Raw genomic sequence first — 26,734 nt, forward strand, 5'->3', positions numbered from 1 at the left:
ATGGAGGGCGCGAAAAGGGTTTTCCTTTTTCGCCCATCTATTGAAGTGCCGTCCGTTTTCGCCAACCGCTGTAAAGGAACCACGTGCCAGATAACACCACCATTGACAAAATCTGGCCTCTTGTCGTCGCCGAACTGTGTTCCGCCGATTCCCCCTACCCGCCGCTGTCTGCCCAGCAAAAGGCGTTTTTGAAGATCACCCACCCCGTCGCCCTGGTTCCGGGCTACGCCGTGATCGCAACCCCGCACGCCATGGCCCGCGATGTCATTGAAAAAGAACTCGCTGGCATCATCACCGACATTCTGACCCGCAAAGTCGGCCAACCCCTGCAGCTTGCGGTCTCGGTCACGCCCGAACAGCCCCACGCCGAAACACCCCCGGCGCACGAAAATCCGGCACCCACCCAACCTGCACAGCCGACGCAGACCCACACCCAATCCGAGGACAACTCCTCGCAGCAGTGGAACAACCACCAGGCAACCCAACAGCAGCCCAGCACGCCGCAGTATTCCCAAACGCACTCCTATACCGAACAGCCCGAGCAGCAACAGCAGCCCGCGCAGCCACCGGTGCAGCGCCCTGACCTAGGCGTAACACCCGGCCAATACGATTCCCCAGGCCAGATGAGTGCAGCGGATTTGGCCCTAGAGTTGGCCAAGCAGCAAAGCCACCAGGCCCAACAGCCAGCCGAGGCGCAGCCAAGCTACCAGCAGCAGCCACAGCAAGAGCAGCCGCCCATGCCGGATCCCACCCGACCGGTACAGCACACTGGCGAACCCCACGTCGAGCCGACCTGGGCGCACGTGGCTGAGGCCGGGGCAACCGCCGCCAACACCCAACAGTCCGGCACCCGGCCGCCGCTCTACGTGCACCCCGAACAGCGACTGTCGCGCGAAAAGCCCGCCCACGACCCCAACGCCGAAGGCACCCTCAACCCGAAATACACCTTCGACTCCTTCGTCATCGGCTCCTCCAACCGCTTCGCCCACGCCGCTGCGGTGGCCGTGGCCGAAAGCCCCGCCAACGCCTTTAACCCCCTGTTTATTTGGGGTGGCTCGGGTCTCGGCAAAACCCACCTGCTGCACGCCGCCGGCAACTACGCCCAAATCCTGCAGCCGGGCCTGCGCGTGAAGTATGTCTCCAGTGAAGAGTTCACCAACGACTACATCAACTCCGTGCGCGACGACCGCCAGGAATCCTTCAAGCGCCGCTACCGCAACTTGGACATCCTGATGGTCGATGACATCCAGTTCCTGGTCGGTAAGGAAGGAACCCAGGAAGAGTTCTTCCACACCTTCAACGCCCTGCACCAGGCCAACAAGCAGATTGTGCTGTCTTCCGACCGCCCGCCGAAGCAGCTGACCACCCTGACCGATCGTCTGCGCACCCGCTTCGAAGGTGGTTTGATCACCGATATTCAGCCGCCAGACCTGGAGACCCGCATCGCGATCCTGTCGAAGAAGGCACAAATTGACGGCACCACCGTCAGTCGCGACGTGCTGGAACTGATCGCCAGCCGCTTCGAGTCCTCGATTCGTGAGCTCGAGGGTGCTTTGATTCGTGTTGCTGCGTACTCCTCGCTGATTAAGGAACCCATCGACATGAATATGGCTGAGGTCGCACTGCGCGACATCATGCCGGAAGCCGCCGATGTGGTTATCACCCCGCAAATGATCCTCGAGGCCACCTCCGAATACTTCGAGGTTCCCATCGATGTGCTGCGCGGCTCGTCCAAGATTCGCAATGTGGTCCGCGCCCGCCAGCTGGCCATGTACCTGTGCCGCGAGCTGACCGAGTTGTCCCTGCCGAAAATTGGTGAAGCTTTCGGCAAAGACCACTCCACCGTGATCCACGCCGTGCGCAAGATCAGCGAGACCATGAGTGAAGACCGCAGCATCTACGACGAGGTCCAGGTGCTCACCCAAAACGTCAAAAACCGTGGACGCGCAATCCCCAGCTAACCCCAGCACAACAATCGACCTACCGCCCCAGGGACATTCATCTTCACCACCGTAAAGATGAATGTCCCTGGGGCGGTTTTGCCTTTGCGCTGAGCCCAAGCCCGTCATTGGCACCGCACGAAGAGCCCGTGATTATTGCTGCCGCTGAGAAGGGAAGTGGTCAGCAAGGCACACGACACGACGGCGGATGTGCCCGACTGAGAGAGCACCGCGGGTCAGCCACCGGTTACGCGAAGACGAAAAGCCATTGTGGGGGGCAACATATGGCTTTTGACGGTGGCGGAGGGACGTGGGTTAGAACCATCACCTGCAGAGAAGATAGTTATCCACAGAGTTACCCACAGCTGTGTAATTACATTTTTGTAATTCGGTGATCTTCGCCATAAAAATGGGACGCGCGGCGGCCCTAAACGCCTGTGCATAACCCCGATTCTTCGGTGGATGAATAGTGGTGTAATTCGGCCCCTGCTGTGCACAACATCGAGGCGCGGAAAGTTATCCACAGGGCAAGAGAGTTACACACACTTCATCCACACCCTGACGCACAGATCCGAAAACACATCTGACCACGCAAGAAAAGGGTAAATCCACAGCTTGAACAGGACTTACTGTAGTTGCCAACTTTTTACCTAAAAGAAAACCTAAGGGAAACAGGGTGTGTGAACATCGAGTCTCGTCGCGCCACAGCGCGCGAGCATCGAAATGACAAAAGTCAGTCAGCAAAGGTTGATTGTTGGGGGGTGGGTACCGGTAGTTTGTTATTTGAACCGCTGTCGCGGCGATAGCTGCCGTATTCTCGATGAGAAGCAGACCCAGGTGAACAGTCACGCGGGTGTTTCAAGGACATGGAATTACATGTTCTGCACACCCTCGATGAGCCACATTCGAAGCTCATATGTGTCATTTCACCTGCCAATGGGCTTGTCATTGGTGGAATTACACAAGCTAGGTCCGCGAAGCATGTCGCTGTTTTATTGATTTTCCAAGGAGAGCCTCCCGCATGGACGTCCAAGCTGTGTCGTTTCAGGTAGCCAAAGACGATCTGGCGCACGCTGTCGGATGGGTGGCGAGGAATCTTCCCGCCAAGCCTGCTCAGCCTGTGCTTCGAGGCATGCTGATTACCGCCGACGATGAAGGCCTTGAGCTCGCCGGATTCGATTACGAAGTCTCCACCCTGGTGCGCATCCCCGCGATCGTGCACACCACCGGACGCATCGCCGTCGCCGGTAAGTTGCTCTCCGAGATTGTCTCCAACCTGCCCAGCAAGCCGATCGATGTGCAGCTGGACGATTCCACCGTGATCTTCCGCTGTGGTTCCTCCCGCTTCGAGCTTCCCAGCATCCCCCTGGAGGACTACCCGCAGCTGCCGCAGCTTCCTGCAATTACCGGAACCATCGACCCGAAGCTGTTCGTCGAAGCAGTCAGCCAGGTCGCCATGGCCGCCGGCAAAGACGACGCACTGCCCATGCTGACCGGCGTAAATGTCATTATCTCCGGCGAAGAAGTCACCCTCGTTGCAACCGACCGTTTCCGCCTTGCCGTGCGCCAATTGCAGTGGAACCCGCAACCCGGCATCGGTGAAGCAACCGTCCTGGTCCCGGCGAAAACCCTCATGGACAACGCTCGCACCCTGGACACCAACATGCCCGACCCGGTCGAAATCGCCATCGGCGACGGCGAAGCCATCGGCCAAGACGGCCTGTTTGGTTTGCGCGTCGAAGCACGCCGCACCACCACCCGCCTGCTGGACGCCCAGTTCCCCAACCACCGTCCGCTGCTGCCCGCCACCAACCGCTCCGTTGTCATCATGGACATCCCGTCCCTGGTCGACGCACTGCGCCGCGTATCCCTGGTGACCGATCGCAGCGAATCCCAAATTCGCATGCACTTCCACTCCGACCACGTCGTGCTATCCGCCGGTACCGCCGGCGGACACGCCGAGGAAACCCTGCCCTGTGAACTGCACGGTGAAGAAGTCGCCACCGCCTTCCGCTCCAGCTTCCTGCGCGATGGCCTGGGCGTTCTCAACAGCGACAAGGTCATGTTTGGCTTCACCGAAGCCAAACGCCCCGCGATCCTCGTCGCCTACAACGGCGAAGAACTCGCCCAGGACGATCAGGGCGACTACCTCACCCCGGATAACGACTTCCGCTACGTCCTCATGCCGGTTCGTTTGCCGTCCTAAACCGCACGCGTGACTTTCCGCCGGTGGCTAACAACCACATGGCCACCGGCATCCACCTAACTCACCCGGACTCACCCGGTTTGTTAACAGAGCAGGAAGGAGACCTCGAGACCACGTGTACATTCGCCGACTGGTCTTGAAAGACTTCCGCTCCTGGCCCGAACTCGATGTGTCACTAACCCCCGGTGTGACCGTCTTTGTTGGGCGCAATGGCCATGGAAAAACCAACATTGTGGAAGCCGTTGGCTACTGCGCCCACCTGGCCAGCCACCGCGTCAGCCAAGACGCACCGCTGGTGCGTGACGGCGCAGCTCACGCACGCATTTCAGCCACCGCGGTCAATGAAGGACGCGAACTGACCGCGCATCTGCTGATCAAAGCCAAAGGTGCCAACCGCGCAAGCCTCAACCGCACCCAGGTGAACTCACCCCGCGAAATCCTAGGCGTGGTACGCACCGTGCTATTCGCGCCAGAAGATCTCTCCCTGGTACGCGGCGAACCCGGCATCCGACGCGCCTGGCTCGATGATGTGATCGCCATGCGCACCCCCCGCCTTGCCGGAGTGAAAGCAGACTACGACAAGGTGCTCAAGCAGCGGACCGCGCTATTGAAAACCGCACACGCGGCGCTGCGCAAAGGCTATTCGGACGCCGATGGTGCTAGCGCCCTGGCCACCCTCGATGTGTGGGACGGTCAACTCGCCCAACTCGGCGCCCAAGTCATCGCCGCGCGCGTTCACGCACTCGACGAACTCCAAGAACACATCAGCCAGGCCTATTCGACGCTCGCGCCGGAATCCCGCCCAGCCCACGTGAACTACGAATCAGTAGTGCAGGTTGAAACTTACGACCAGCTCAAAGATATTGCCCTTATCGAAGCGACGATGCTCGCGCAGCTGGGGCAGATGCGCAACAAAGAAATCGACCGCGGAATGACCCTCGTTGGCCCCCACCGCGACGACATCGCGCTGAACTTGGGAACCCAACCCGCCAAAGGCTTCGCCTCCCACGGCGAGACCTGGTCCTATGCGCTGGCATTGCGCCTGGGGGTGTACTCACTGCTCAAAAATGACGGAACCGATCCGGTTCTCATCTTGGATGATGTCTTTGCTGAGCTCGATGCCCGTCGCCGGCGCGCGCTGGTCAGTATTGCCCTCGACGCGGAGCAAGTGCTCATCACCGCTGCCGTGCCGGAGGATCTTCCCGACAACCTGCACACCTCCAACGGTGAGGTGGTCACCCACACGGTGACCGCCATCGATGACCCAGCCGGCCGTTATAGCGTGCTGGACGCCGAAAAAGCCGCTCCCAACACCACCGAGACGGGCACCCTGGATCCTGCAGAAAAAGCAACAAGTACCGAAGGTGCCGAGGACAGCGCAGTCGAGGAGGGCCAGCACTAATGGCAACACAACAGCCACACCAACAGCCCGACAACGCAGACGAGGCACAGGCTGCTGCCGGCTCGGATGCGATCGCGGAGGCTTTTGCTCGCATGCGTCAGCAGGCCCAACGGGCTAATGGGTCCTTGCCCAATATGGCGCGACCGGTGACGCGCACACCCCAAAAAAAGAGCACCTCCCCGGTGCGCCGGCTCGGGCGGCCCACCGGTCCTGACGGTCGGGCACTAAAAAATCCCCGCAACCCGGTCGGAATTGGGGGCTTGATCGATCGGGAAATTTCCGCCCGCGGGTGGCGCGCCCCAATCGCTGGTGGCTGGGTGCATGGTCACTGGGACGATGTGGTGGGGGAGAAAATCGCCCAGCACACCCGGGTGGAGATGTTTAAAGACGGCACCTTGTTTATTACGTGTGATTCCACGGCGTGGGCGACGAACCTGCGGGTGATGCAGCGACAGATTTTGCAGACCATCGCGGAAAAAGTTGGTCCCGGCGTGGTGACCAAGCTCAATATTTTTGGGCCGAAGGCACCAAGCTGGCGCAAAGGGCCGCTTCACGTCAAAGGGCGTGGGCCCCGTGACACCTACGGATAGGGCGCTTAGGACACGTTTCCCCCACCAACATTTATGCGCCGCTTCTGATATGCCCGTAAATGGCGCTGTGAGCCTGTCTGGCGGGCTGCGATTCAGTGCACGTATAGGGGACTTGGCGTGTAGAATAGAGCAGTCTATATCTACGTAATTTAGGAGTGCTGCAGCAACGTGACCGCAGAACATTCATATGATGCGTCCTCAATCACGATCCTTGAGGGTCTTGAGGCTGTCCGCAAGCGCCCCGGCATGTACATCGGCTCCACCGGCGAGCGCGGCCTGCACCACATGGTGTGGGAGGTCGTCGATAACTCCGTCGATGAGGCCATGGCCGGCTATGCGGACCGCGTTGATGTCACGCTTCTCGCCGATGGTGGCGTTGAGGTCGTCGATAACGGCCGTGGCATCCCCGTCGAAATGCACCCCTCGGGCATGCCGACCGTGCAGGTCGTGATGACCCAGCTGCACGCCGGCGGCAAGTTCGACTCCGATTCCTATGCGGTCTCCGGTGGTCTGCACGGTGTGGGTATCTCCGTGGTTAACGCCCTGTCCACGCGCGTCGAGGCCGACATTAAGCGCGACGGCTATCACTGGATCCAGAACTTCGACATGGCGGTTCCGGAGGAACTCCAGCAGGGCGGCAAGGCCCGCGGCACCGGCACCACCGTTCGTTTCTGGCCGGACGCCGAAATCTTCGAAACCACCACCTTCAAATTCGACACGATCGCGCGTCGTCTGCAGGAAATGGCCTTCCTGAACAAGGGCTTGACCATCACCCTGACCGATAAACGCGCCACCGAAGAGGAAATCGAGCTCGACGCCCTGGCCGAGGCCGGCGACGCCGCAGAGGCGATCTCCATCTCCGATGATGCAGCCGAGAAGGCAGCAAAGCCGAAGGAGAAGAAGAAGGTCTTCCACTACCCGGATGGTCTCAAGGACTACATCCGGGATATGAACAAGACCAAGACGGCTGTGCACCCCACCATCATCGCTTTTGACGCCAAGGGCGAGGGCGAAGAGGTTGAGGTGGCTTTGCAGTGGAACACCTCCTACTCCCAGAACGTGCACACCTTCGCCAACACCATCAACACTCACGAGGGCGGTACCCACGAAGAGGGTTTCCGTGCCGCGTTGACGTCGTTGATGAACAAGTACGCCAAAGAGCACAAGATTCTCAAGGAGAAGGACGGCAAGCTTTCCGGTGATGACTGCCGTGAAGGTTTGGCCGCGGTGATCTCCGTGCGTGTCTCCGACCCGCAGTTCGAGGGTCAGACCAAGACCAAGCTGGGTAACACCGAGGTCAAGGGTTTTGTGCAGCGTCAGGTCAACGAGCACGTGTCCGCGTGGTTCGACGCCAACCCCGCTGAGGCCAAGGCCATTTTGAGCAAGGCTGTGCAGTCCGCCCACGCCCGCATGGCTGCCCGCAAGGCCCGCGAGCTGGTGCGCCGCAAGTCCGCCACCGATCTCGGCGGCCTGCCCGGCAAGCTGGCGGATTGCCGCTCCAAGGATCCGGTGAAATCTGAGCTGTACATCGTGGAGGGTGACTCCGCAGGTGGTTCCGCGAAGGCCGGTCGTGACTCGCTGTACCAGGCCATCCTGCCGCTGCGCGGCAAGATCCTGAACGTGGAGAAGGCCCGCCTGGACAAGGTGTTGAAGAACAACGAGGTCCAGGCCATCATCACCGCGCTGGGTACCGGTATCCACGACGAGTTCGATATCGATAAGCTGCGCTATCACAAGATCGTGCTGATGGCCGACGCCGACGTCGACGGCCAGCACATCGCCACCCTGCTGCTGACCTTGCTGTTCCGCTTCATGCCGCAGTTGATTGAGGAAGGCTACGTCTACCTGGCTCAGCCGCCGCTGTACAAGCTGAAGTGGCAGAAGGGCCAGCCGGGCTTCGCGTTCTCTGACGCTGAGCGCGACAAGGAGCTCGAAGAGGGTCTGGCTGCTGGTCGCAAGATCAACAAGGACGACGGCATCCAGCGCTACAAGGGTCTGGGCGAGATGAACGCCAAGGAGCTGTGGGAGACCACCATGGATCCGGACGTGCGCTTCTTGAAGCAGGTCACCGTGGAAGATGCTCAGGGCGCAGATGAGCTGTTCAGCATCTTGATGGGCGACGATGTTGTTGCTCGCCGTTCCTTCATTACCCGTAACGCGAAGGACGTCCGCTTCCTGGACATCTAGTTCCTTCGGCGCGCTGGCAGCTGCGCCAAATAATCTTGAAAAACACCACACGCCTCACCTACGGCGTGTGGTGTTTTTCACTGCCTGGCTTGTGGGGGTGTTGGCCGTGTTAGGTTGAGGCAACTCTAACGAAAGTTTGATTACTAACACATCTATTGTCGTTTAGTGGCGATGGTGGCGTGCCCCGTTGGTGGTCTTACTGTGGTGCATCTTCGAAGGTGAGGCAGGCGCGTGATGACGACCCAAACAGATGGTGACCTGGTGTGCGCCGTGGCCGGGGTGACGAAAACCTATCGAAGTGGCGCCGAGCAGCTGACTGTGGTTCGTGATGTGGAGTGCGAGTTAAGGAGGGGAGATTTTGCGGTGCTGCAGGGGCCGTCGGGGTCGGGGAAAACGACGCTTTTACATCTGATAGCGGGCATCATTACCCCGGATGATCTGGCGGGTTCGATTCAGCTGGAGGGGGTTGAGCTGGTTGGCTTGTCGGAAAATCAGCGTCGCAAGGTTCGCTTGGAGCATTGTGGGTTGGTGTTTCAGAACCCGATGCTGATTCAGGAGCTGACGGTGGAGGAAAATGTGGTTTTGCCGACGGTCACTCAGGGTGGTTCTGGGCGAGCTGCGTTGAGGCAGGCGAAGCGGGAGGCCGGTGCCCTGTTAGAGGCGGTCGGTTTGGGGGATTTGGCGCAGCGTTTCCCGGCGCAGCTTTCCGGTGGGCAGAAGACGCGGGTGGCGGTGGCGCGCGCCTTGATGGGGGATAAGCGGTTTGTGATTGCGGATGAGCCGACGGGGTCGTTGGATGCGAAAACGTCGCGGGAAATTTTTGATCTGTTCCTTCAACTGACTACAGCGCAGCGCACGGTGTTGGTGGCGACTCATGATCATCGGGCGGCTGATTATGCGACGGTGTGGTTGACGGTGGATGAGGGGCGCGTGTCAGTGGAGCGGGGGAGGTGATGGTGTTGGCTAGAAATTTGTTGTTGACTGCCTGGTTGCGGTGCCAACGTTCGCGGGTGGTGTTGGTGGTGGTGTTGGTGGTCTCTGCGGCGCTAGCGATGCTTAATGTGGGGTCGATGATGGGTGAAAATAGTGCTCAACAAAAGGAGGCTGAGGTTTTAGGGGCGGCCACGTATCGGTTGTATGTGGGTGGTTCAGGGGCGCTGGGGGTTGAGTTGGGGACCGATTATGAGGTGTTGGAGTCTGCGGTGGTGGGGGTTGATCCTTCGGCGGCAGTGGAGTTGCATGTGCCGCGGATTGTGGTCAATGGTGCCCCGGAGAAGATTGTGGGGTTGGTGGAAAACGATTGGGAGTCGTTTTTCTCGCCTGAGCGGTTTGAGGTGGTTTCTGGCCGACTGCCTGCTGCTGCGGGGGAGGTGCTGGTGGATGAGCGTTTGGCGTCGGTGGTGGGTGAAGATGGCAGGCTGGAGGCTTTTGGTCCGGTGGCTTCGTGGGTGGTGACGGGCTATTTTGTGGATCGTTTTCCGCAGGGAGATGAGCAGTTTGAGCAGGTGTTGGCGGCGCCGGGCACGTGGGCTGTGTTGGATCGGGAACGTGCGGGTGGGTTTGCTGGGATTCGGGCGATTCCGGCGGTGGTGGGGCAGGATGTGCGGGGGCGTGATGGGGAGCGGTTTGTGGAGTTGGTGGGGGAGATGGTGGGTGCGTTTCGGGGTGTGGGTGTGGTGGGGGATGGGGTTGATGATGTGGAGTATTTGGTGGGGACGGCTGACAGCGTTGCTGGTTTTGAGGCGGTTGCTCGAAAGGGGGCATTGGATCATCGGCCGGTGTTTTTGAAGTATCCGGTGTTGTTGTTCAACGTGTTGTTGGGGGTGTTGGTGGCGTTGACGGTGGTGCAGTTTTTGGCTCCGGTGGTGCGGGTGTTGCGTGGGTGTGGTGTTTCGGAGCGGGTGTTGTTGGGGAAGACTGCGGTGGTTGTGGTGGTGCAGGCGGTGGGTGCTGCGGTGGCTGGGGTGGTTGTGGGCTTGGTGTTGCCGTGGTTGCTTGCGCCGGCATTGCAGCGGGTGGTGTCCCGCCCGTTGGGTCCGTGGGGTGTGGATGTGGGGTTGTTGGGGTGGGGTTTTGTGGCTTTGTTGGTGGGGTTGTTGGTGGGTGTGGGGGTGCGTGCGGTGGCGGGCCGGTGGGTGGTGCCGCGGTTTGATGTGGGGGTGTTGGTGGCTGTGGTGGGGTTGGTTTTGGGTGTGGGTGGGGTGTTGTTTGTGGGGCAGCCGGGTGCGTGGGTGCGGATTTCGGTGGTGATGGTTGGGGTGATGGTGTTGCTGGTCGTGAGGTTGTCGGCGGTGAGTGTTTTTCCGCTTGGGCGGCGGGGGAGTTTGTCGGCGTGGGATGTGGCGTCACGGATTGTGTGGTCGCGGCGTCGTGGGGTGTGGGTGATGACTGCGTTGGTGGCGCTGATTGGGGCGTTTCCGGTGGCTTTGTCGAATACTGCTGCGTCGTTTATTCATCACGAGAATGTGGTGTTTGGGAGCAGTGTTCCGGAGCGGGGGATTAGGGTGGTGGATTCTTCCCCGGAGCAGGTGAGTGCTTTTGCCCGGCTGGTGGGGCTGGATCGGCCGTTTGTGTATGGCTTGATTGTGGATGAGTCCGGGCAGCACGTGGGTTTTGATAAGCGACAGTTTCAGGGCGCTATTTTTGCGGTGCCGTCGGTGGAGGCGTTTGAGCGGGTGTGTTCTGTGGTGTTGTCGCCCCGCCAGCGGGAGGTGTTGGCGGCTGGTGGGGTGTTGACGGCGGATGATGCTGCCGGTCAGGTGGCGCGGGTGTATCGCTTTGTTGCTTCTAGTCCTCCTGAGCTGGCCGCTGAGGTTCCGTTCGTGCGTCATGAGCGGTTTGGCAATTTTTGCGATAAGGAGTTGCCGAATGTGGTGGTGGCTTCGCGGGTGGTCTCCCGTGGGTGGGTGGTTGCGGATCCGAGGTATTTGTTTGTTGATACGGATGCAGTACAGCAGGAGGCGGCGTTGGGGGCGCCGGCGGTGTTGTTGATGGATCCGGCGACGATTGCGGTGTTTCGTTCGCAGGGGGTGGTGCGTCCGTCATTTGTGGATGTTGGTGGTGGGGTGTTGTTGATGGTGTTGGGCGCGGTGATCATGGTGGGTGGTTTGCGGGTGATCGTGGGCCAGGTGCACCGGGTGCGGCAGGGTTTGTTTGCGGTGGGGGTTTCTAACCGGTGGTTGTTGCGGGTGGGTGCGTTGGTGGTTGTGCGGGTGTCGGTGGTGGGTGCTGGGGTGGCGATTGTGGCGGGTTCGCTTGCCTGTCAGGTGGCGTTGCGTGTGCTGTATCCGGCGATGTCGGTGGTGGTGAGCCCGTGGCCGTATGTTGCGGTGGCCGGTGGGGTGTGTGTTGCTGCGGTGGTGGCTTTTGTGGATGCGCGTCGGGGGTTTGTGCCGGGTGTGTGGGATGAGGATTAGGCAGTTGTTTGGGTTTTTAGGGGGTGAGGCTTAAGCCTCATCCCGACCTTCCCCCCCGTTTTTCCCCTGGTCTTCCCCTGGCCTTCGCCCGGTTTTTCCGCTGGCTTCCCCCCGGATACGCCCCGGCTTAACCCCCAAAAAGTGCGTGGGCATGAAAAACGGCCCGGCATTGAGCAGTGCTACACCTGGGGTGTAGCCCGTCAACGTCGAGCCGTGGCCGTTGCAACTCTTCCGCCACAGTAGTTCACTGTAGTCACAACAGCCACAATAGTTACATGGTTGAACAGCGTTCGCAACTTTCCCAGGGCGGGTGGGGGTGTTTGGGGGTATCGCCGGGCAACAAGCAATCCCACGGCGCAAGATCCGCTATCCATACAGGCCCCGACAGTTCTGCATTTGTGCAGTTCACTGGTGTTTTAGATCAGTGATGTGGGGGGGTGTTGTGGGATGCGGGATGTCAAAGATGACGCCTCTCATTCCTGGCCTTGTATGTCCCGCCAGGTAGCGGCCAGGACAGCGGCGAAGGTGGCATTGTCGCGACTCAGTGGTGCGATGCGTCCGGCGAGGTGTTCTAGGTGGGCTTCGGGATGGGTAAAGCCTTCCCACACGTCCACCCCGTGGATCTTGGCGTGGGTTGCCGCCGCCAGGGCGGCCACGCCGGAGAAATCCACCACCTGCGCGCCGGTGGCTTCGCACACCTCATCGGCGATGAGGAGCACCTGTTCGGGGCTGAGAGCTTTCATGGGCTTAGCTGCCGGGCCGGGCGTGGTGGATGCGCCGACGGGTGGCCTCATAGGCTGCAAGGTGGGTGCGGGCCAGCTGGCGGACCTGCTCGTCGTTGACGTGGCGGGCAGCCTGGGCAACGATCGCCCTTTTGGCGGCTTCTTGCTTGCTGGTGCCTTCAATCTCGGCGAGCAGGGTCAAGGCGCGATCTTGGGCCTCGGTGAGGCGCAGGGTCATGGCCATTTCGGGCTCCTAGGCTTCTTTGGGGGGCAACGCGGGACAAAGTGATACCACAACGATACCGCTTCGGGGACTTTCTTCGCCCCAGACGGCCTCTGAGGGCGCTTTTCGGGGAAAAGGCAGGTAGAATAAGCGGTATCTGTGTGCCTTCAGGCATGCCGTCGATGCGTTTCGCTGGAGCTGAATCCGTGGGGCGTGCGCGACGAAAACAGAGCCGAAACACATTTACTGAAAGGTCATCTCCTCCGTGAGCGACGAGAACCTCTTTGACCGCATTGAACCGATCGATATTCGGGAAGAAATGCAGTCGAGCTACATCGACTACGCCATGTCCGTCATCGTCGGCCGCGCCCTGCCCGAGGTCCGCGACGGCCTCAAGCCGGTGCACCGCCGCATCCTGTACGCCATGTACGACTCCGGCTACCGCCCGGAGCGCGGCTATGTGAAGTCCGCCCGCCCGGTCTCTGACACCATGGGCCAATTCCACCCGCACGGCGACTCCGCCATCTACGACACCCTGGTGCGTATGGCCCAGCCGTGGTCGATGCGCTACCCGCTGGTCGATGGCCAGGGTAACTTCGGCTCCCGCGGTAACGACGGCCCGGCGGCTATGCGTTACACCGAGTGCCGCATGACCCCGCTGTCGATGGAGATGGTGCGCGACATCCGCGAAAACACCGTCGACTTCCAGCCCAACTACGACGGCAAAACCCAGGAACCCACCATCCTGCCGGCACGTGTGCCGAACCTGCTGATGAACGGCTCCGGCGGTATCGCCGTCGGTATGGCCACCAACATTCCGCCGCACAACCTCAACGAGCTGGCAGAGGCCATTTTCTGGCTGCTGGAAAACCCCGAAGCCGACGAATCCAGCGCGCTTGAGGCCTGCATGGAACGCGTGAAGGGCCCCGACTTCCCGACCGCCGGCCTCATCGTCGGTGACCAGGGCATCAAGGACGCCTACACCACCGGCCGCGGCAGCGTCATCATGCGCGGCACCACCTCCATCGAGGAAGACGGCAAGCGCCAAATCATCGTCATCACCGAGCTGCCCTACCAGGTCAACCCGGACAACCTCGTCACCAACATCGCCGACCAGGCCAAGCAGGGCAAGATCGCCGGCATCGCCGACATTAACGACGAGTCCTCCGACCGTGTTGGTATGCGCATCGTCGTCCAGCTGCGCCGCGATGCCGTGCCGCGCGTCGTGCTCAACAACCTGTTCAAGCACTCCCAGCTGCAAACCAGCTTCGGCGTGAACATGCTGTCCATCGTCGACGGTGTTCCGCGCACCCTGCGCCTGGACCAGATGCTGCGCTACTACGTCGCCCACCAAATCGACGTCATCGTCCGCCGCACCCAGTACCGCCTGGATGAGGCCGAAAAGCGCGCCCACATCCTGCGCGGCCTGGTCAAGGCCCTGGACATGCTCGACGAGGTCATCGCCCTGATCCGCGCGTCCCAGACCGTCGACATCGCCCGCGAAGGCCTCAAAGACCTGCTCGACATCGACGACATCCAGGCCGACGCCATCCTCGCGATGCAGCTGCGCCGCCTGGCCGCCCTGGAACGCCAGAAGATCATCGACGAGTTGGCCGAAATCGAACTCGAAATCGCCGACCTCAAGGACATCCTCGCCCGCCCCGAGCGTCAGCGCGCCATCGTCCGCGACGAGCTCAAAGAGATCGTCGACAAGCACGGCGACGAGCGACGCACCCAAATCGTCGCCGCCATGGGTGGCGTCACCGAGGAAGACCTCATCGCCCGCGAAAACGTCGTCGTCACCATCACCTCCACCGGCTACGCCAAACGCACCAAGGTCGACGCCTACCGCAGCCAAAAGCGCGGCGGCAAGGGCGTACGCGGCGCGGAGCTCAAGCAGGACGACATCGTCCGCCACTTCTTCGTGTGCTCCACCCACGACTGGATCCTCTTCTTCACCAACTACGGTCGCGTCTACCGCCTCAAGGCCTACGAACTCCCGGAGGCCACCCGCACCGCCCGCGGCCAACACGTCGCCAACCTGCTGGAATTCCAGCCCGGTGAACAGATCGCCCAGATCATCCAGATCCAGGGCTACGACGACGCCGACTACCTGGTGCTGTCCACCGCCCACGGCCGCGTGAAGAAGTCCCGCCTCGCCGACTACGACTCCGCCCGCTCCGGCGGCCTGATCGCCATCAACCTCAACGAAGGCGACAGCCTCATCGGTGCCGCACTGTGCTCCGCCGAAGACGACCTGCTGCTCGTCAGCGAAGAAGGCCAGGCCATCCGCTTCACCGCCAACGACGAAACCCTGCGCCCCATGGGCCGCGCCACCGCCGGCGTGAAGGGCATGCGCTTCCGCGGCGAAGACAAGATGCTGTCCATGTGCGTCGTCCGCGACGACGCCTTCCTCCTGGTCGCCACCTCCGGCGGCTACGGCAAGCGCACCGCGCTTGAGGAATACCCCGTAAAGGGCCGCGGCGGACTCGGTGTCGCCACCTTCAAATACACCCCGAAGCGCGGCAAACTCATCGGCGCGATTGTCGTCGACGACGACGATCAGATCTTCGCCGTCACCTCCGCCGGCGGAGTCATTCGCACCGAGGTCGGCCAAATCCGACCCTCCTCCCGCCAAACCATGGGCGTGCGCCTCGTCAACCTCGACAAGGATGTCGAACTGCTCGCCATCGACCGCAACGTCGAAGACGAAGGAGAAGAAGTCGCCGAAGCAGTCGCACACGGTGAACAAACCCCCGGTAAGCCCGCCACCAGCGAAGGCAAACCCGACAGCACCGAAACCGAACACGAGGCCCACGACGCCAACGGTGTACCCGCAGAGGAAGCACCCGCCGATGAACCCGTAGACGAGGACAACTAATGGCCACCCGCAAAGTGTCCATCCAGCACATCAGCGCACCCAGCGTATTCCGAGTAGCCGTCTACTTCGGACTCGCCGCTGAAATCGCCATCATCATCGCCACCACCGTGGTGTACATGGTGATGGATGCCATCGGCATCTGGACCAAACTCAACGACATCATCGGTGGCGCCGGCGGCGAAGAATTCATCAGCCTCGGGCTCGCGGTCTCCGTGGCCGCCGCCCTCGGCGGCGTGTTCGTGCTCATGAGCATCGTGCTCGCACCACTGGCTGCAGTGCTCTACAACCAGATGGCAAGCCCCCTGGGCACCATCGACGTCACCCTGAGCAACTAAACGCCCCACACAGGCGCACAGCGCCATACACGCAGACTCCCCATCGCTTGCCCACCCGCAACGGTTCGCAAGCGATGGGGAGTTTCTGCTGCTTTAAACAACTTTCCCTAGCGCAAAACCTTGCAATGGCCTACAGTAGAACTCGTACGTCGTTGAAGTTCCACGAGCACAGCTTGAGAAAGCCGCTCAAACAGTGACGACAACAACGTATAAGAACAACACAGTTTTTGGCCCCTGGCCAGGCGATTTGTGACAACTTCGATAGTCTGTGTATAGTTCTAACTCGTTCCCAGGGCCTATAGCTCAGGCGGTTAGAGCGCTTCGCTGATAACGAAGAGGTCGCAGGTTCGAATCCTGCTAGGCCCACCAGGAACAAAGGGGCATTAGCTCAATTGGTAGAGCATCTGCTTTGCAAGCAGAAGGTCAGGAGTTCGATTCTCCTATGCTCCACAGCATGAAATAGAAAACGCCGTCCTCATCCTTACAGGTGAGGGCGGTTTTTTCGTATCTACGAGGGGCGGATTCGGGGTTACGGGGTTATGCGACAAAATGTGTGTCTTTCCCGGCGTGTCGTCGTGTCTGGGCGGTGTGACGAGCTCGTTCCCCAGCCGGCTTTGGCGAGCACTTGGTGGCACCACCAAATACAGCCTGTCGATCTGGCTTAGATTCCCAGTCCTCCCAGTCATTCTTGCAGTGGTTGAACCAGCAGTCTTCGCAACCCGTTGGTGTTCGACGGCTCTGCCACGGCGCTGACCTAGCAACCGCTTGGCCGGGAGGCTAAAGCAACCTTCTAGCCCAATGATGTTCTCTGTTGTGCTGTTGCCTGCTTCTATTGGGCCTGCACAAAGCGGGGTTGGGTCCGGTTTTTAGACGTGCGCAAAGCGGCTAGCACATGTTGGGGTGTTGGGGTGGCGGTGTTCGATTTTGGCCGGTAGCAGATTTTATATGGTTGCGAACCGTATAAAACCACTAATTCCCCAGTTCAAGGCGCCTAAATCGGGGTTTGCGGACACACTTTTTGAGGCTTACCCCCTAAAGCCGAAGCAACGCAGATCCGCGACACGCCGACACGCCCGCCCGCAAAAAAATTTCCGACCACCCCACGCGCCCCGAGCACGAGCGCACCCGGCAAGCAGTCCTGAAGCCCGGTCGAAAGCGGTCGAGAGAAACTTGCGCAGCAACCGCCCAAAAACCACCCACCGGCACGCGCACTTTCCCTACCTCACCTGCGATAACTGTCCGTGCCAAGTTCGGAGGGGTATCCCCAGATACACCTCTTGCACTAAATCGCGCATGCTGAGATTTTGCCGATCGGCTTCGTGTCGGATATCGCCCAAAAATACGCCAGAAAAGGAAGCCGCCTCACGGCTACGGAGAGACTTATTTCCAAAAGCGATAGTTTCGCGGCCGATACTCTCCGTATAAATGAGTTGCACTTCGGATTCAAATAAGGGAGGAATACACCCCGCCTGTAGAACATTTTCTACATGATTCCCTACCACGAGATATGCCTATGGCAATTAAGACATCAAAATTCGCCAGGCAAATCAGCTAGTTTGCTGAATGGGTTTTGGGTTGTAAGCAGTTCGCGTGGTCGTCCGGTTGCCACGATTTTTCCTTTATCCAGCATGACGATGTAGTCGGATGCGAGTGCTGAGGATAGTCGGTGCGTGATGAGGATGACTGATCCGTTGTTGGTGGAGTCTTCCACGATCTGACGGCAACTGCGGACCATTTTTTCTTCAGCGAGTGCGTCAAGGGCTGAGGTGGGTTCATCGATGACGGTTAGTGCCGCGGTGTCAGTGCCTAGTAATCCGCGGGCGTTTCCCAGTCGTTGCCATTGTCCGCCCGAAAGCTGGGTTGGGTTTTCCCAGCTTTCACCGAGTGGCGTTTGACCTTTGTCCTTGAGACTGTTGATTACCTCTGTGGCGCCACTTGCTTCGAGTGCTTGCTGCTCGTTATTCAGCGGTGCTTTGCTGCCTTGTTGTGGAAGCGTGGCGGTTTCGTAGGCGCGTAGCTCCCAGCGAGCTGGTTGCTGGGGGATTCCTGCCAGGTTGAGATGATTGTTGCTGTAGGCGCGTAGTGGTCGGGTTATTTTGCCTTCGGTTGGGTTTCGCACACCGCGTAGGAGCATGGCGAGGGTTGATTTTCCTGAGCCGTTGGATCCGACAATGCTGACCAGAGAGTTCGCCGGGAAGTCGACAGTGATGTCTTCGAGTGCGTAGCTTTTTTCTGCGGGGTAGCGGTAGCTGACATTGTGCAGTGATGCGATGATGCCGTCACTTGTGTGCTGTCGCTGTGGGCTATTGCTTGTGGGTTCTGCGTTGTCTTCTAGCTGGGTGATGGTGGTGAATCGCTTATAGGCGCGGCGGGCTTTTGAAAGATCGGCGTAGGCGAAACGAATACCGGAGAGAAGTCCCGAAAGCTGCATTACTGTCATCAAGGTGACTGTGGTGGCACTGAGATTTCCATTGTGTGCAGTCGACCAGATAAGGCCTGCCCCGACTGCGAAGTAGAGTGCGGTTGTTAGGGCGGTTAACCAGGTAATGGTGAGGTTTGCGCGGGTGGTAGGAGCCGCCCAGAGTTGAGTGGTGTGCCGATATTTATCGATGTACCACTGCGTTGCGCCATAGATTCTTAATTCGGTGGCTGCTGACTTGCCTTGGACTGCTTCTGCCATTGTGTTCATGCGCACCTGGTGTGGAGCCAGTTCGTTTTCTGCGTGTTCGCGCATTTTTTCACCCTTCACGCCTACCCAGATTGCAGGGATGCAGGCAGGGATAAGCAAAAGTGTCAGTGGGCTTGTTAGCGCGGCGATGACCATCAGTACCAGAGGTACCGAGAGGTTAAAGATTGCCTGGTAGGTGCGGACAAAGCTTTCACCTAGTACGGTTTGCCGAGAGCGGAAAACTGTTAGATCTTCTGCCACCTGTGGTTGCTCTATTTCATCCAGGGTGGCGGTCGAACTTAGCGCTCGGGCGATATCTTTGTTGGCGACAAGTCCCAGCTGTGTTGCCACGTTTAGCTGTGCACTGCCAGCGGCCGGACCCATGATATGCAGAGCGACGGTCACTACCAAAAAGTAGACAATACCGACGTAGGCGGGCATCGACATCCCCAAAAACTGCGAGGTAAGCGCCACGGTGACAGCTGTCGGATATAGGGCCGTGCCCAGGTTAAAAACGTTGTAAACCGTCAGTGTTAGCCCATCTCGTAGCGGTAGATGACGCAGGAAAAACGCCACCATGCTCAAAGAGTGTTGGCGTACCGGTGCGGAGGCTGTGTTCGCTGTCATTACTGTGGACCTCCTACATCCGTGCCATCGTGATCGGTGGTGTAGCTGGCGTGCTGGACGGCGTACATGTGTGCATAGTGCCCACCCAAATCCATGAGTTGCTGATGGGTTCCTTGCTCACTGATTTGGGCGTCCTTGAGGACAATGATGCGATCGACGTTGGTAATTGAAAGCAATCGGTGGGTAATGATGATCAGACTGTCTGTAGGATCTGCGTGTGTAATCACTGATGAGTACAGCGCTTTTTCTGCACCGATATCGAGGGCAGAGGCAGGCTCGTCAAGAATAAGAAGCCGTCCCCACGGAGCGGGTTGGGTCACCAGTGCGCGAGCGATTGCAAGTTTTTGCCATTGCCCCCGTGAATACTGAGTGTTTTCATCACGCTGTTCACCGAAAGTATCGATACCAAGACCTGTGATGATCGCTGATTGCTGCGGATGAAGATTGTCTCGTCCCAGCTCGATGGCATCGGAGGTGACAAAGGGTGGCTTCATAAAGTCCTGCGCCACCAGCCCCACACCACAATCGCTATTAGTGAGAGCATTCGGGTTGCGTTCAGCTAGAAAAACACTGCCAGAATCTGGTTGGAGCTCGCCAATAAGCAGCTTAATCAAGGTAGATTTACCTGCTCCGTTTTCACCGACAATGGCGACTTTTTCCCCAGGTTCAACCCTGAAATTCAGGTGGTCGAGTACTGGTCTATCACCATAGGAAAACACCACATCCCGCATGTCCACAACGGAATCACCAGCAGTCGTATCGGTGTGTGTCGATGCGGAACCGGGAAGCAATGATGGTGAACTCGGCAGAGCAGGACGAGCTGAGACCGTTGCAATAAGTTCATCAAATTCGTGTGCACGCACCTGGATAGAACCAAGACTGCCAAGCCCTGCTAGTCCAGGGAAAGCGATAATGACTGCACTGAGAAAAGCAGCATAATCAATATCGGCAGCAAACAGGTTCCAACCGAAGTAGATCAATACAGCGGCAATAAAGGGAATGCTGGCGCGAAGGTTGAGTTTCCAAAAGCGCTGAGAACGACTCTTCGCACCGTCTTGTTTCTCAGCAGAAGTGGTTTCTAGGCGTGTGGCTAGCGTCTGACCAAGACCATAAAGGCGGAGCTCTTCAGCAAAGGTTGGTGAGGTGAGTGTCTGCCAATAAAAATGCGAACGAAGGGCCGGTTCATCGGTAGTTCCTTCAAGTTCTTTTTGCATGGTTGCCGTGTATCGCGCAGTGACTGTGCCTGAATACCAGACAGACAATCCGACAAGAAAGCCAAGTGGGATATTCCAACTACACAAAACGATGAGCGAGACGATTCCACTGAGCCGTTGCTGAAGAACATAAAAAACTAACGAGACTCCCTCTTGGCCGACCCATGACTGTGCTTGCTCAGTGAGCCGACTGCCAGGATGCCTGAGATCGTAATCCAACGCGGCCGGTTGTAGGTGAAGTTGGATAGCGTGCTGAAGACGGTAAATACAGTGATCAGCTGCAGCGTCGAGCAGTGGGATACCCACCAGCAACGGAACAATCGCAATGATGGAGTCGATGAGCTCTGCATCACCCTCTGCAGCGCGACCTGCAATATGAGAAATAAGAAGAATCAAAACCAGTTGGAAAGCCCGAGAAGTCAGTGTCAACAGAATTGAAACTGAAAATATTGGATATGACTTTTCCAGGAAAAAAGGAAGCGAAGTTTTGATCATTCCCTAGAGGGGGAGGGGTAGAACCCCTCCCCCAATCACCCTCTCTATTTGCCACAAAGGTTAGGACCACCACCGCAGTCCTCAATGACGGACTCGGTGATAGTCTCACTCTTGATAAGAACAGCAAGCTCTACCAATTCAGATAAGGTTTCTTTCTGCATAGCTCATTTCACCCCTCTCCCCTCTATTGCCGAAAAAGTCTTTTCCTATATGATCCAAAATCCCCTCGTAGAACCCTATAATCCATCCGCAAGATTCAAATTCTGGGATTAGTTTTCCTTTCTCACTACCCGAGACACAAGATGAGTGTGTCAAGTTTTTTGTGTGTGAACTTCGGCTTACAGGTAAGGCTCGAACCGATCCGGGTAATGTGCTGACAGCTGATTGATGGCCGCAACCCACCCAGTCACACGCACCCCCTCAACAAACCGGCTCGTTCCCGCACGGGCACGCCCGGCCTTCTTTTTCGTTTTCTCCGCCTGCCGGTCCTCGATGTGGCAGATCATCAACCACAACGCCTTGACCGCGGCAGCATCATTAGGAAACTGCCCCCGATTCCTTGTCGCTTTACGCAACTGCGCATTCATCGACTCGATCGCATTCGTGGTGTAGACAACCTTCCTCGCCTGCGGCGGGAACTGCAAAAACGGTATGAAACGCTCCCACGCATCCCGCCAAGCCTTCACCGCCTGCGGATACTTCAGCCCCATGTCGCTGGCATCAAACTCGTCCAAAAACGCAAGCGCCTGCTCTGCCGTTGCAGCGGTGTAGATCTTCTTCAAAGCAGCCGCGACCGCGCTACGGTCCTTTGCCGCCACCCACCGCAGTGCGGTGCGGATCAGGTGCACCACACAGGTCTGCACCATCGCATCAGGCCAGGTGGCCTGCACCGCCTGTTCGAAACCTTTCAGCCCATCACAGCAGACGATGAACACATCTTTGACCCCACGGTTAGCCAACTCCGCACAGACCTGGGCCCAAAACGCCGCGCCCTCATTGTTTGCGATCCACAGCCCCAAGATCTGCCGGGTACCCTCCATGGTGATGCCGACCGCCATATAGCAGGCCTTGTTGACGACCCGGGCACCATCACGGATTTTGATGCGCAAAGCATCCAGGTAGATCACCGGGTAGAACTCCTCTAAGTCCCGGTGCTGCCAGGCAAGTACCTCATCTAGGACCTGGTCGGTGATCTGGGAGATCGTCTCATGCGACAAATCCACACCCAACGTGGTGGCCAGGTGGTGCTGGATGTCACGAAGGCTGGTGCCTGCGGCATACAGAGAGATGATCAGGTCGTCGACATCGGTGATCCTGCGGGCTCCTTTGGGCACCATCCGTGGGGTGAAGCTGCCGCTGCGATCCCTGGGCACGGTGATGTCGATAGGCCCGTACTGGGACTGGACGGTTTTGTTGTAGGAGCCGTTGCGGTGATTGTCGGCCGTGCCGTGGCGGGCTTTGCCTGTGCGGTCTCCTGCTTGGTAACCGAGGTGGGCGTCCATTTCGGCTTGCAGTGCGGTGTTGATCCCGGTCTGGATCATCGAACGCACCATGTCGTTGATGTCGGTTGATGATGTGGCGAACTCTTTGAGGATCTCGGCGAGTTCAGGGCTGGACATCAGTCGCTTCTCTAGTTGTTTAAGCCGGGCTTTGTCTTGCGGGTCGCGGGTGGTCATGGTGGTCATTGTGGAGCATCCTCCTCGATGGGTGGTGATTTAACACGTCACACACAAACCATCTGACACTCTCTCTTCGAACGAATCTGGAGCTTGTCGGCAATGGAAGCAGGGCTGTCACCAGCCTGATACATCTTCGCAGCTTGGAGCTTGACTTCGAAGGGATAAAGGCTCAGATGTTTGTGCCTAAACGGTTTTTCCTTAGGCGTGTTCCGTTCCCTGACCCATTTATGCAAGGTCCAACGTCCCGGGTATCCAAGAGCACGGACAGTTTTCGTCATCGATTTGAGTTCGTCGTACTTCTTCAACGCGGTGGCAACCTCACGCGCTGAGTACTTTCGATTAGCCATGGACAAAATCCTCCAAGATTCTGTCCGCATCCCCGAAAATAAAGCTCCGATTTCCTGTAAGTGCACAGTGGAAAAAGTAAAATGCTGCTAGGTGTCAAGACTGCTCAATAAAAGATATCTGTAGATCTTGTGGAGAGTGTCAGATGGTTTGTGTGTGACGTGTTAAATCACCAGCCATCGAGGAGGATGCTCCACAATGACCACCATGACCACCCGCGACCCGCAAGACAAAGCCCGGCTTAAACAACTAGAGAAGCGACTGATGTCCAGCCCTGAACTCGCCGAGATCCTCAAAGAGTTCGCCACATCATCAACCGACATCAACGACATGGTGCGTTCGATGATCCAGACCGGGATCAACACCGCACTGCAAGCCGAAATGGACGCCCACCTCGGTTACCAAGCAGGAGACCGCACAGGCAAAGCCCGCCACGGCACGGCCGACAATCACCGCAACGGCTCCTACAACAAAACCGTCCAGTCCCAGTACGGGCCTATCGACATCACCGTGCCCAGGGATCGCAGCGGCAGCTTCACCCCACGGATGGTGCCCAAAGGAGCCCGCAGGATCACCGATGTCGACGACCTGATCATCTCTCTGTATGCCGCAGGCACCAGCCTTCGTGACATCCAGCACCACCTGGCCACCACGTTGGGTGTGGATTTGTCGCATGAGACGATCTCCCAGATCACCGACCAGGTCCTAGATGAGGTACTTGCCTGGCAGCACCGGGACTTAGAGGAGTTCTACCCGGTGATCTACCTGGATGCTTTGCGCATCAAAATCCGTGATGGTGCCCGGGTCGTCAACAAGGCCTGCTATATGGCGGTCGGCATCACCATGGAGGGTACCCGGCAGATCTTGGGGCTGTGGATCGCAAACAATGAGGGCGCGGCGTTTTGGGCCCAGGTCTGTGCGGAGTTGGCTAACCGTGGGGTCAAAGATGTGTTCATCGTCTGCTGTGATGGGCTGAAAGGTTTCGAACAGGCGGTGCAGGCCACCTGGCCTGATGCGATGGTGCAGACCTGTGTGGTGCACCTGATCCGCACCGCACTGCRGTGGGTGGCGGCAAAGGACCGTAGCGCGGTCGCGGCTGCTTTGAAGAAGATCTACACCGCTGCAACGGCAGAGCAGGCGCTTGCGTTTTTGGACGAGTTTGATGCCAGCGACATGGGGCTGAAGTATCCGCAGGCGGTGAAGGCTTGGCGGGATGCGTGGGAGCGTTTCATACCGTTTTTGCAGTTCCCGCCGCAGGCGAGGAAGGTTGTCTACACCACGAATGCGATCGAGTCGATGAATGCGCAGTTGCGTAAAGCGACAAGGAATCGGGGGCAGTTTCCTAATGATGCTGCCGCGGTCAAGGCGTTGTGGTTGATGATCTGCCACATCGAGGACCGGCAGGCGGAGAAAACGAAAAAGAAGGCCGGGCGTGCCCGTGCGGGAACGAGCCGGTTTGTTGAGGGGGTGCGTGTGACTGGGTGGGTTGCGGCCATCAATCAGCTGTCAGCACATTACCCGGATCGGTTCGAGCCTTACCTGTAAGCCGAAGTTCACACACAAAAAACTTGACACACTCTTCGAAGATGAACGTTTATGGTTGGGCGCAGATTTACCGTGAAAAGGGAAAGTGGGGGTTGATGACGAAGCGGGAACGAGTAGAACAGACTGGTTTTCCAACTCGGGCAAGTCTTGAGGCATCCTTGCCTGATGACGTGGACGAACTGAAGCGACAACTTGCGCAACTAACTGTTGAAAAGGCACTAGTCGACAAGGAGCTCGAGCTTATAAAAAAGACGAGAGCGTCGTACCCGGCAAACTGAGCAATCGGAATAAAACGCAGGTCATCGACGCTTTGCGACATAAGCTACCTCTGCAGATGCTTTTGCAGGCTGCTCAGCTTTCACCATCTAGCTTCTATTACCAACTCCAAGCCTCGAAGAAACCGGATAAGTACTGCGAACTGCGGGAGATGATCGCTGAACATGCCACCCGCTCGCGATGTACCTATGGGTATCGACGACTGAAATACTCCCTTGCACGGGAAGGCATCGTGGTCAGTGAGAAGGTGATCTGCAAGATCATCAAAGAAGATGGCATCCCAGTGCGATACAAACGCGCTAAAGCCCGCTAAAGCAGTTACAAAGGTGAGATCGCGCCTGCCGCACCAAACCTGTTCAAGCAAAGGTTCTCTGCATCTAAGCCAGGCAGACTTTGGCTTACTAATATCACCGAAATGGCTGCTGATGACGGCAAAGTGTACCTGTCCGCGCTGATTGATTGCTTCGATTCAAAAGTCGTGGGTTGGGCAGTGGGGTTCAATCCTGACCAAATGCTGGTTGACATAAGCTTGCAGAAAGCGTTGCAGCACAATCCACCTGATGATCCGAAAAAGCTCGTTATTCATTCCGACCGTGGATGTCAGTATCGAAGCAGGAACTGGTTCGAGGCAGCGAAGACCGTCGGGTTTCAACAGTGGAAGTCACGAAAAGGATGCAGCCCCGATAATGCTGCTTGTGAAGGGTTTTTCGGCCGTTTGAAAGTGGAAATGTTTCATGACTACAAATGGTCGAAGAAAACAGAACTAGCTCAAGCTGTTGAAGACTACCTTCAGTTCTGTAACAATTCCCGAATCAGTAATGCCCTTGATGGAATGACTATCGCAGAGCATCAACATATGCTGGCGGTCTAAACTGTCCAGAAAACAGTCCGCACCCCCACCTGCAACTTAAACCGTGTCTACGGCAGTGAACATTTGGAATGCCCCACGGAGATCAACTCACTGAATAAGCGTGCGAAACTCAACCCCACGACCTTTGGGCCATTTGCTTTCGGCTTCGAGAAGGGCGAAGGTTTGGGAGCTGCTGGCGAGATGTGAACCCGCCAGCACGCAAAGATCAATCGCAAAACGGTGCACCCAGGGGCGGAGTAGTATCGGACGGCCACATGCACGTAGATGGGTCAATGTTGATGGTCACGTGCTCGCCATTTCTTCCGGCATAGGCACTGGATAGTGGTTCTCCTAAGGAATGCCCGAGGCGGATTTCGGTGGCTGTTCTCGTCTCAATTTTGCCCGGCGCACTGATCAGTTCCGCTGTAAAGGAGGTGGGTGCGTCTAATTCAAGGAACAGCACACGCTGACCGGCTGATGGCGGGTTTCCGTTCTTCTCGGGGTAAGTATTGGCGAACTCGTAGCCGCTCAAATCACGGATCGTGCCGGAGTAAGCCTGGGTGGAGCCGCCTCCTGTGGCTTGTCCTCCCGCTGCGGGGGTGCTGCCGTCTGTGGGTGCGGACGTGGAGTAGATGTACACGTGCGCATCGTTACCGCCTGAGCAGTGCACAACGTCTGTGCCGGAACAGCTCATGGTGTAGGTTGCGCCGGTGACAGGGGAGTAGGCGTTGACGGTGACATTGGTATTGCCGTCTTTGACCCATTGGTCCACGAATTGCTGGCGCACGCTTTCGGCGAAGGCGGCGCTGGTGTTTCGGCCGGCGGATGCCCGTGGGTAGTCCTGTGGGGAACGCTGCCCGCCGGCGGCTTGTGGATCGCCGGGCTTGGGTGCACCAGCGTGATCTGCTGGGTTGGCGGCAGCGTTGGGGTCGCGTTTGACGGTGACTGTCGTAGTTTGCGCGTGCCGCCCGGGCATACCACCACTGCAGCCTGCCAGTGTCAGCGCGACAATGCTAAGGGCCGCGGGGAGAGCCTTGGCGAAAGCGACGCTGTGGTGTGGTGCTGTGTGGTGTTTACGCATGGATTGATGGTTCTTCGGGCGCGGGAAGTTTCCTGTATCGAAGAGTCTATCG

General features: G+C 58.3%; 18 protein-coding genes, 2 tRNA genes and 1 pseudogene. 14 read left to right on the forward strand and 7 right to left on the reverse strand.

The genetic code is table 11. The annotated features are described in order from the left end of the window. Nucleotides 1-83: 83 nt before the first annotated feature. From dnaA to CAQU_RS00035, 7 genes are all read left to right on the forward strand, one after another. The gene (gene dnaA / locus CAQU_RS00005) at nucleotides 84-1,961 is read left to right on the forward strand and encodes a chromosomal replication initiator protein DnaA (protein ID WP_169836006.1); all 1,878 of its coding nucleotides are present in this window, start codon (nucleotides 84-86) and stop codon (nucleotides 1,959-1,961) included. A 1,000-nt stretch (nucleotides 1,962-2,961) separates the two neighbouring features. Next, nucleotides 2,962-4,146 (forward strand): DNA polymerase III subunit beta, encoded by a 1,185-nt coding sequence (dnaN, locus tag CAQU_RS00010; RefSeq protein ID WP_075724133.1) that lies wholly within the window; start codon nucleotides 2,962-2,964, stop codon nucleotides 4,144-4,146. 115 nt (nucleotides 4,147-4,261) lie between these two features. Then, on the forward strand, nucleotides 4,262-5,548 hold the full coding sequence (recF, locus tag CAQU_RS00015; protein ID WP_075724135.1) for a DNA replication/repair protein RecF: 1,287 nt from the start codon (nucleotides 4,262-4,264) through the stop codon (nucleotides 5,546-5,548). 92 nt (nucleotides 5,549-5,640) lie between these two features. Then, on the forward strand, nucleotides 5,641-6,138 hold the full coding sequence (locus CAQU_RS00020; RefSeq protein ID WP_075728170.1) for a DciA family protein: 498 nt from the start codon (nucleotides 5,641-5,643) through the stop codon (nucleotides 6,136-6,138). A 168-nt stretch (nucleotides 6,139-6,306) separates the two neighbouring features. Further along, nucleotides 6,307-8,325, forward strand: coding sequence for a DNA topoisomerase (ATP-hydrolyzing) subunit B (gene gyrB, locus CAQU_RS00025; protein ID WP_075724137.1), 2,019 nt, complete (start codon nucleotides 6,307-6,309; stop codon nucleotides 8,323-8,325). 234 nt (nucleotides 8,326-8,559) lie between these two features. Beyond that, nucleotides 8,560-9,279 (forward strand): ABC transporter ATP-binding protein, encoded by a 720-nt coding sequence (locus tag CAQU_RS00030; RefSeq protein WP_084562607.1) that lies wholly within the window; start codon nucleotides 8,560-8,562, stop codon nucleotides 9,277-9,279. 5 nt (nucleotides 9,280-9,284) lie between these two features. Further along, nucleotides 9,285-11,741, forward strand: a complete 2,457-nt coding sequence (locus tag CAQU_RS00035; protein WP_157108821.1) for a hypothetical protein — start codon at nucleotides 9,285-9,287, stop codon at nucleotides 11,739-11,741. A 473-nt stretch (nucleotides 11,742-12,214) separates the two neighbouring features. Here CAQU_RS00035 and CAQU_RS00040 read toward each other — a convergent pair whose 3' ends face one another. Both CAQU_RS00040 and CAQU_RS00045 read right to left on the reverse strand, forming a co-directional pair. Continuing rightward, nucleotides 12,215-12,535 carry a hypothetical protein gene (locus CAQU_RS00040; RefSeq protein ID WP_075724143.1) on the reverse strand — a complete coding sequence of 107 codons (321 nt, stop codon included), beginning with the start codon at nucleotides 12,533-12,535 and terminating at the stop codon, nucleotides 12,215-12,217. Next, nucleotides 12,489-12,707: a CopG family transcriptional regulator gene (locus CAQU_RS00045; RefSeq protein ID WP_075724145.1), complete on the reverse strand. Its 219-nt coding sequence runs from the start codon at nucleotides 12,705-12,707 to the stop codon at nucleotides 12,489-12,491. The genes CAQU_RS00040 and CAQU_RS00045 overlap by 47 nt, the downstream gene beginning before the upstream one ends. 298 nt (nucleotides 12,708-13,005) lie before the next feature. Here CAQU_RS00045 and gyrA point away from each other — a divergent pair, with 298 nt between their 5' ends. The 4 genes from gyrA (at nucleotide 13,006) to CAQU_RS00065 (ending at nucleotide 16,352) form a co-directional block, all read left to right on the forward strand. After that, a complete protein-coding gene (gene gyrA, locus CAQU_RS00050; protein WP_425429710.1) occupies nucleotides 13,006-15,567 on the forward strand; it encodes a DNA gyrase subunit A in 2,562 nt (853 codons plus the stop codon). Continuing rightward, nucleotides 15,567-15,902 (forward strand): DUF3566 domain-containing protein, encoded by a 336-nt coding sequence (locus CAQU_RS00055; protein WP_075724149.1) that lies wholly within the window; start codon nucleotides 15,567-15,569, stop codon nucleotides 15,900-15,902. The genes gyrA and CAQU_RS00055 overlap by 1 nt, the downstream gene beginning before the upstream one ends. Nucleotides 15,903-16,194: 292 nt before the next feature. After that, nucleotides 16,195-16,271 (forward strand) — tRNA-Ile (locus CAQU_RS00060). Nucleotides 16,272-16,279: 8 nt separating this feature from the next. Beyond that, nucleotides 16,280-16,352 (forward strand) — tRNA-Ala (locus CAQU_RS00065). Between the two features lie 1,078 nt (nucleotides 16,353-17,430). Here the strand turns inward: CAQU_RS00065 and CAQU_RS00070 are convergent. The 4 genes from CAQU_RS00070 to CAQU_RS00085 all read right to left on the reverse strand — a co-directional run bounded on the left by CAQU_RS00070 (nucleotide 17,431) and on the right by CAQU_RS00085 (nucleotide 22,932). Beyond that, complete coding sequence (locus CAQU_RS00070; RefSeq protein ID WP_084562611.1) at nucleotides 17,431-19,197, reverse strand: ATP-binding cassette domain-containing protein; 1,767 nt, start codon at nucleotides 19,195-19,197, stop codon at nucleotides 17,431-17,433. Further along, nucleotides 19,197-20,906 carry an ATP-binding cassette domain-containing protein gene (locus CAQU_RS00075; protein WP_075724153.1) on the reverse strand — a complete coding sequence of 570 codons (1,710 nt, stop codon included), beginning with the start codon at nucleotides 20,904-20,906 and terminating at the stop codon, nucleotides 19,197-19,199. The genes CAQU_RS00070 and CAQU_RS00075 overlap by 1 nt, the downstream gene beginning before the upstream one ends. A gap of 338 nt (nucleotides 20,907-21,244) precedes the next feature. Further along, nucleotides 21,245-22,591 (reverse strand): IS256 family transposase, encoded by a 1,347-nt coding sequence (locus tag CAQU_RS00080; protein ID WP_075724155.1) that lies wholly within the window; start codon nucleotides 22,589-22,591, stop codon nucleotides 21,245-21,247. Nucleotides 22,592-22,629: 38 nt separating this feature from the next. Continuing rightward, on the reverse strand, nucleotides 22,630-22,932 hold the full coding sequence (locus CAQU_RS00085; protein WP_075724157.1) for a hypothetical protein: 303 nt from the start codon (nucleotides 22,930-22,932) through the stop codon (nucleotides 22,630-22,632). A gap of 196 nt (nucleotides 22,933-23,128) precedes the next feature. On the opposite strand from CAQU_RS00085, the gene CAQU_RS00090 reads away from it, so the two are divergent. From CAQU_RS00090 to CAQU_RS12510, 3 genes and pseudogenes are all read left to right on the forward strand, one after another. Further along, on the forward strand, nucleotides 23,129-24,475 hold the full coding sequence (locus CAQU_RS00090; protein WP_075724160.1) for an IS256 family transposase: 1,347 nt from the start codon (nucleotides 23,129-23,131) through the stop codon (nucleotides 24,473-24,475). A gap of 427 nt (nucleotides 24,476-24,902) precedes the next feature. Further along, the gene (locus tag CAQU_RS12790) at nucleotides 24,903-25,064 is read left to right on the forward strand and encodes an IS3 family transposase (protein WP_169836007.1); all 162 of its coding nucleotides are present in this window, start codon (nucleotides 24,903-24,905) and stop codon (nucleotides 25,062-25,064) included. 15 nt (nucleotides 25,065-25,079) lie between these two features. Further along, nucleotides 25,080-25,622, forward strand: a pseudogene (locus CAQU_RS12510) (IS3 family transposase); the annotation flags it as partial. 205 nt (nucleotides 25,623-25,827) lie between these two features. On the opposite strand, the gene CAQU_RS00100 reads toward CAQU_RS12510, so the two are convergent. Next, nucleotides 25,828-26,682, reverse strand: coding sequence for a hypothetical protein (locus CAQU_RS00100; RefSeq protein WP_075724161.1), 855 nt, complete (start codon nucleotides 26,680-26,682; stop codon nucleotides 25,828-25,830). Nucleotides 26,683-26,734: the final 52 nt, after the last annotated feature.

The sequence above is a fragment of the Corynebacterium aquilae DSM 44791 genome (assembly GCF_001941445.1).
GTDB classification, from domain to species: Bacteria; Actinomycetota; Actinomycetes; order Mycobacteriales; family Mycobacteriaceae; genus Corynebacterium; species Corynebacterium aquilae.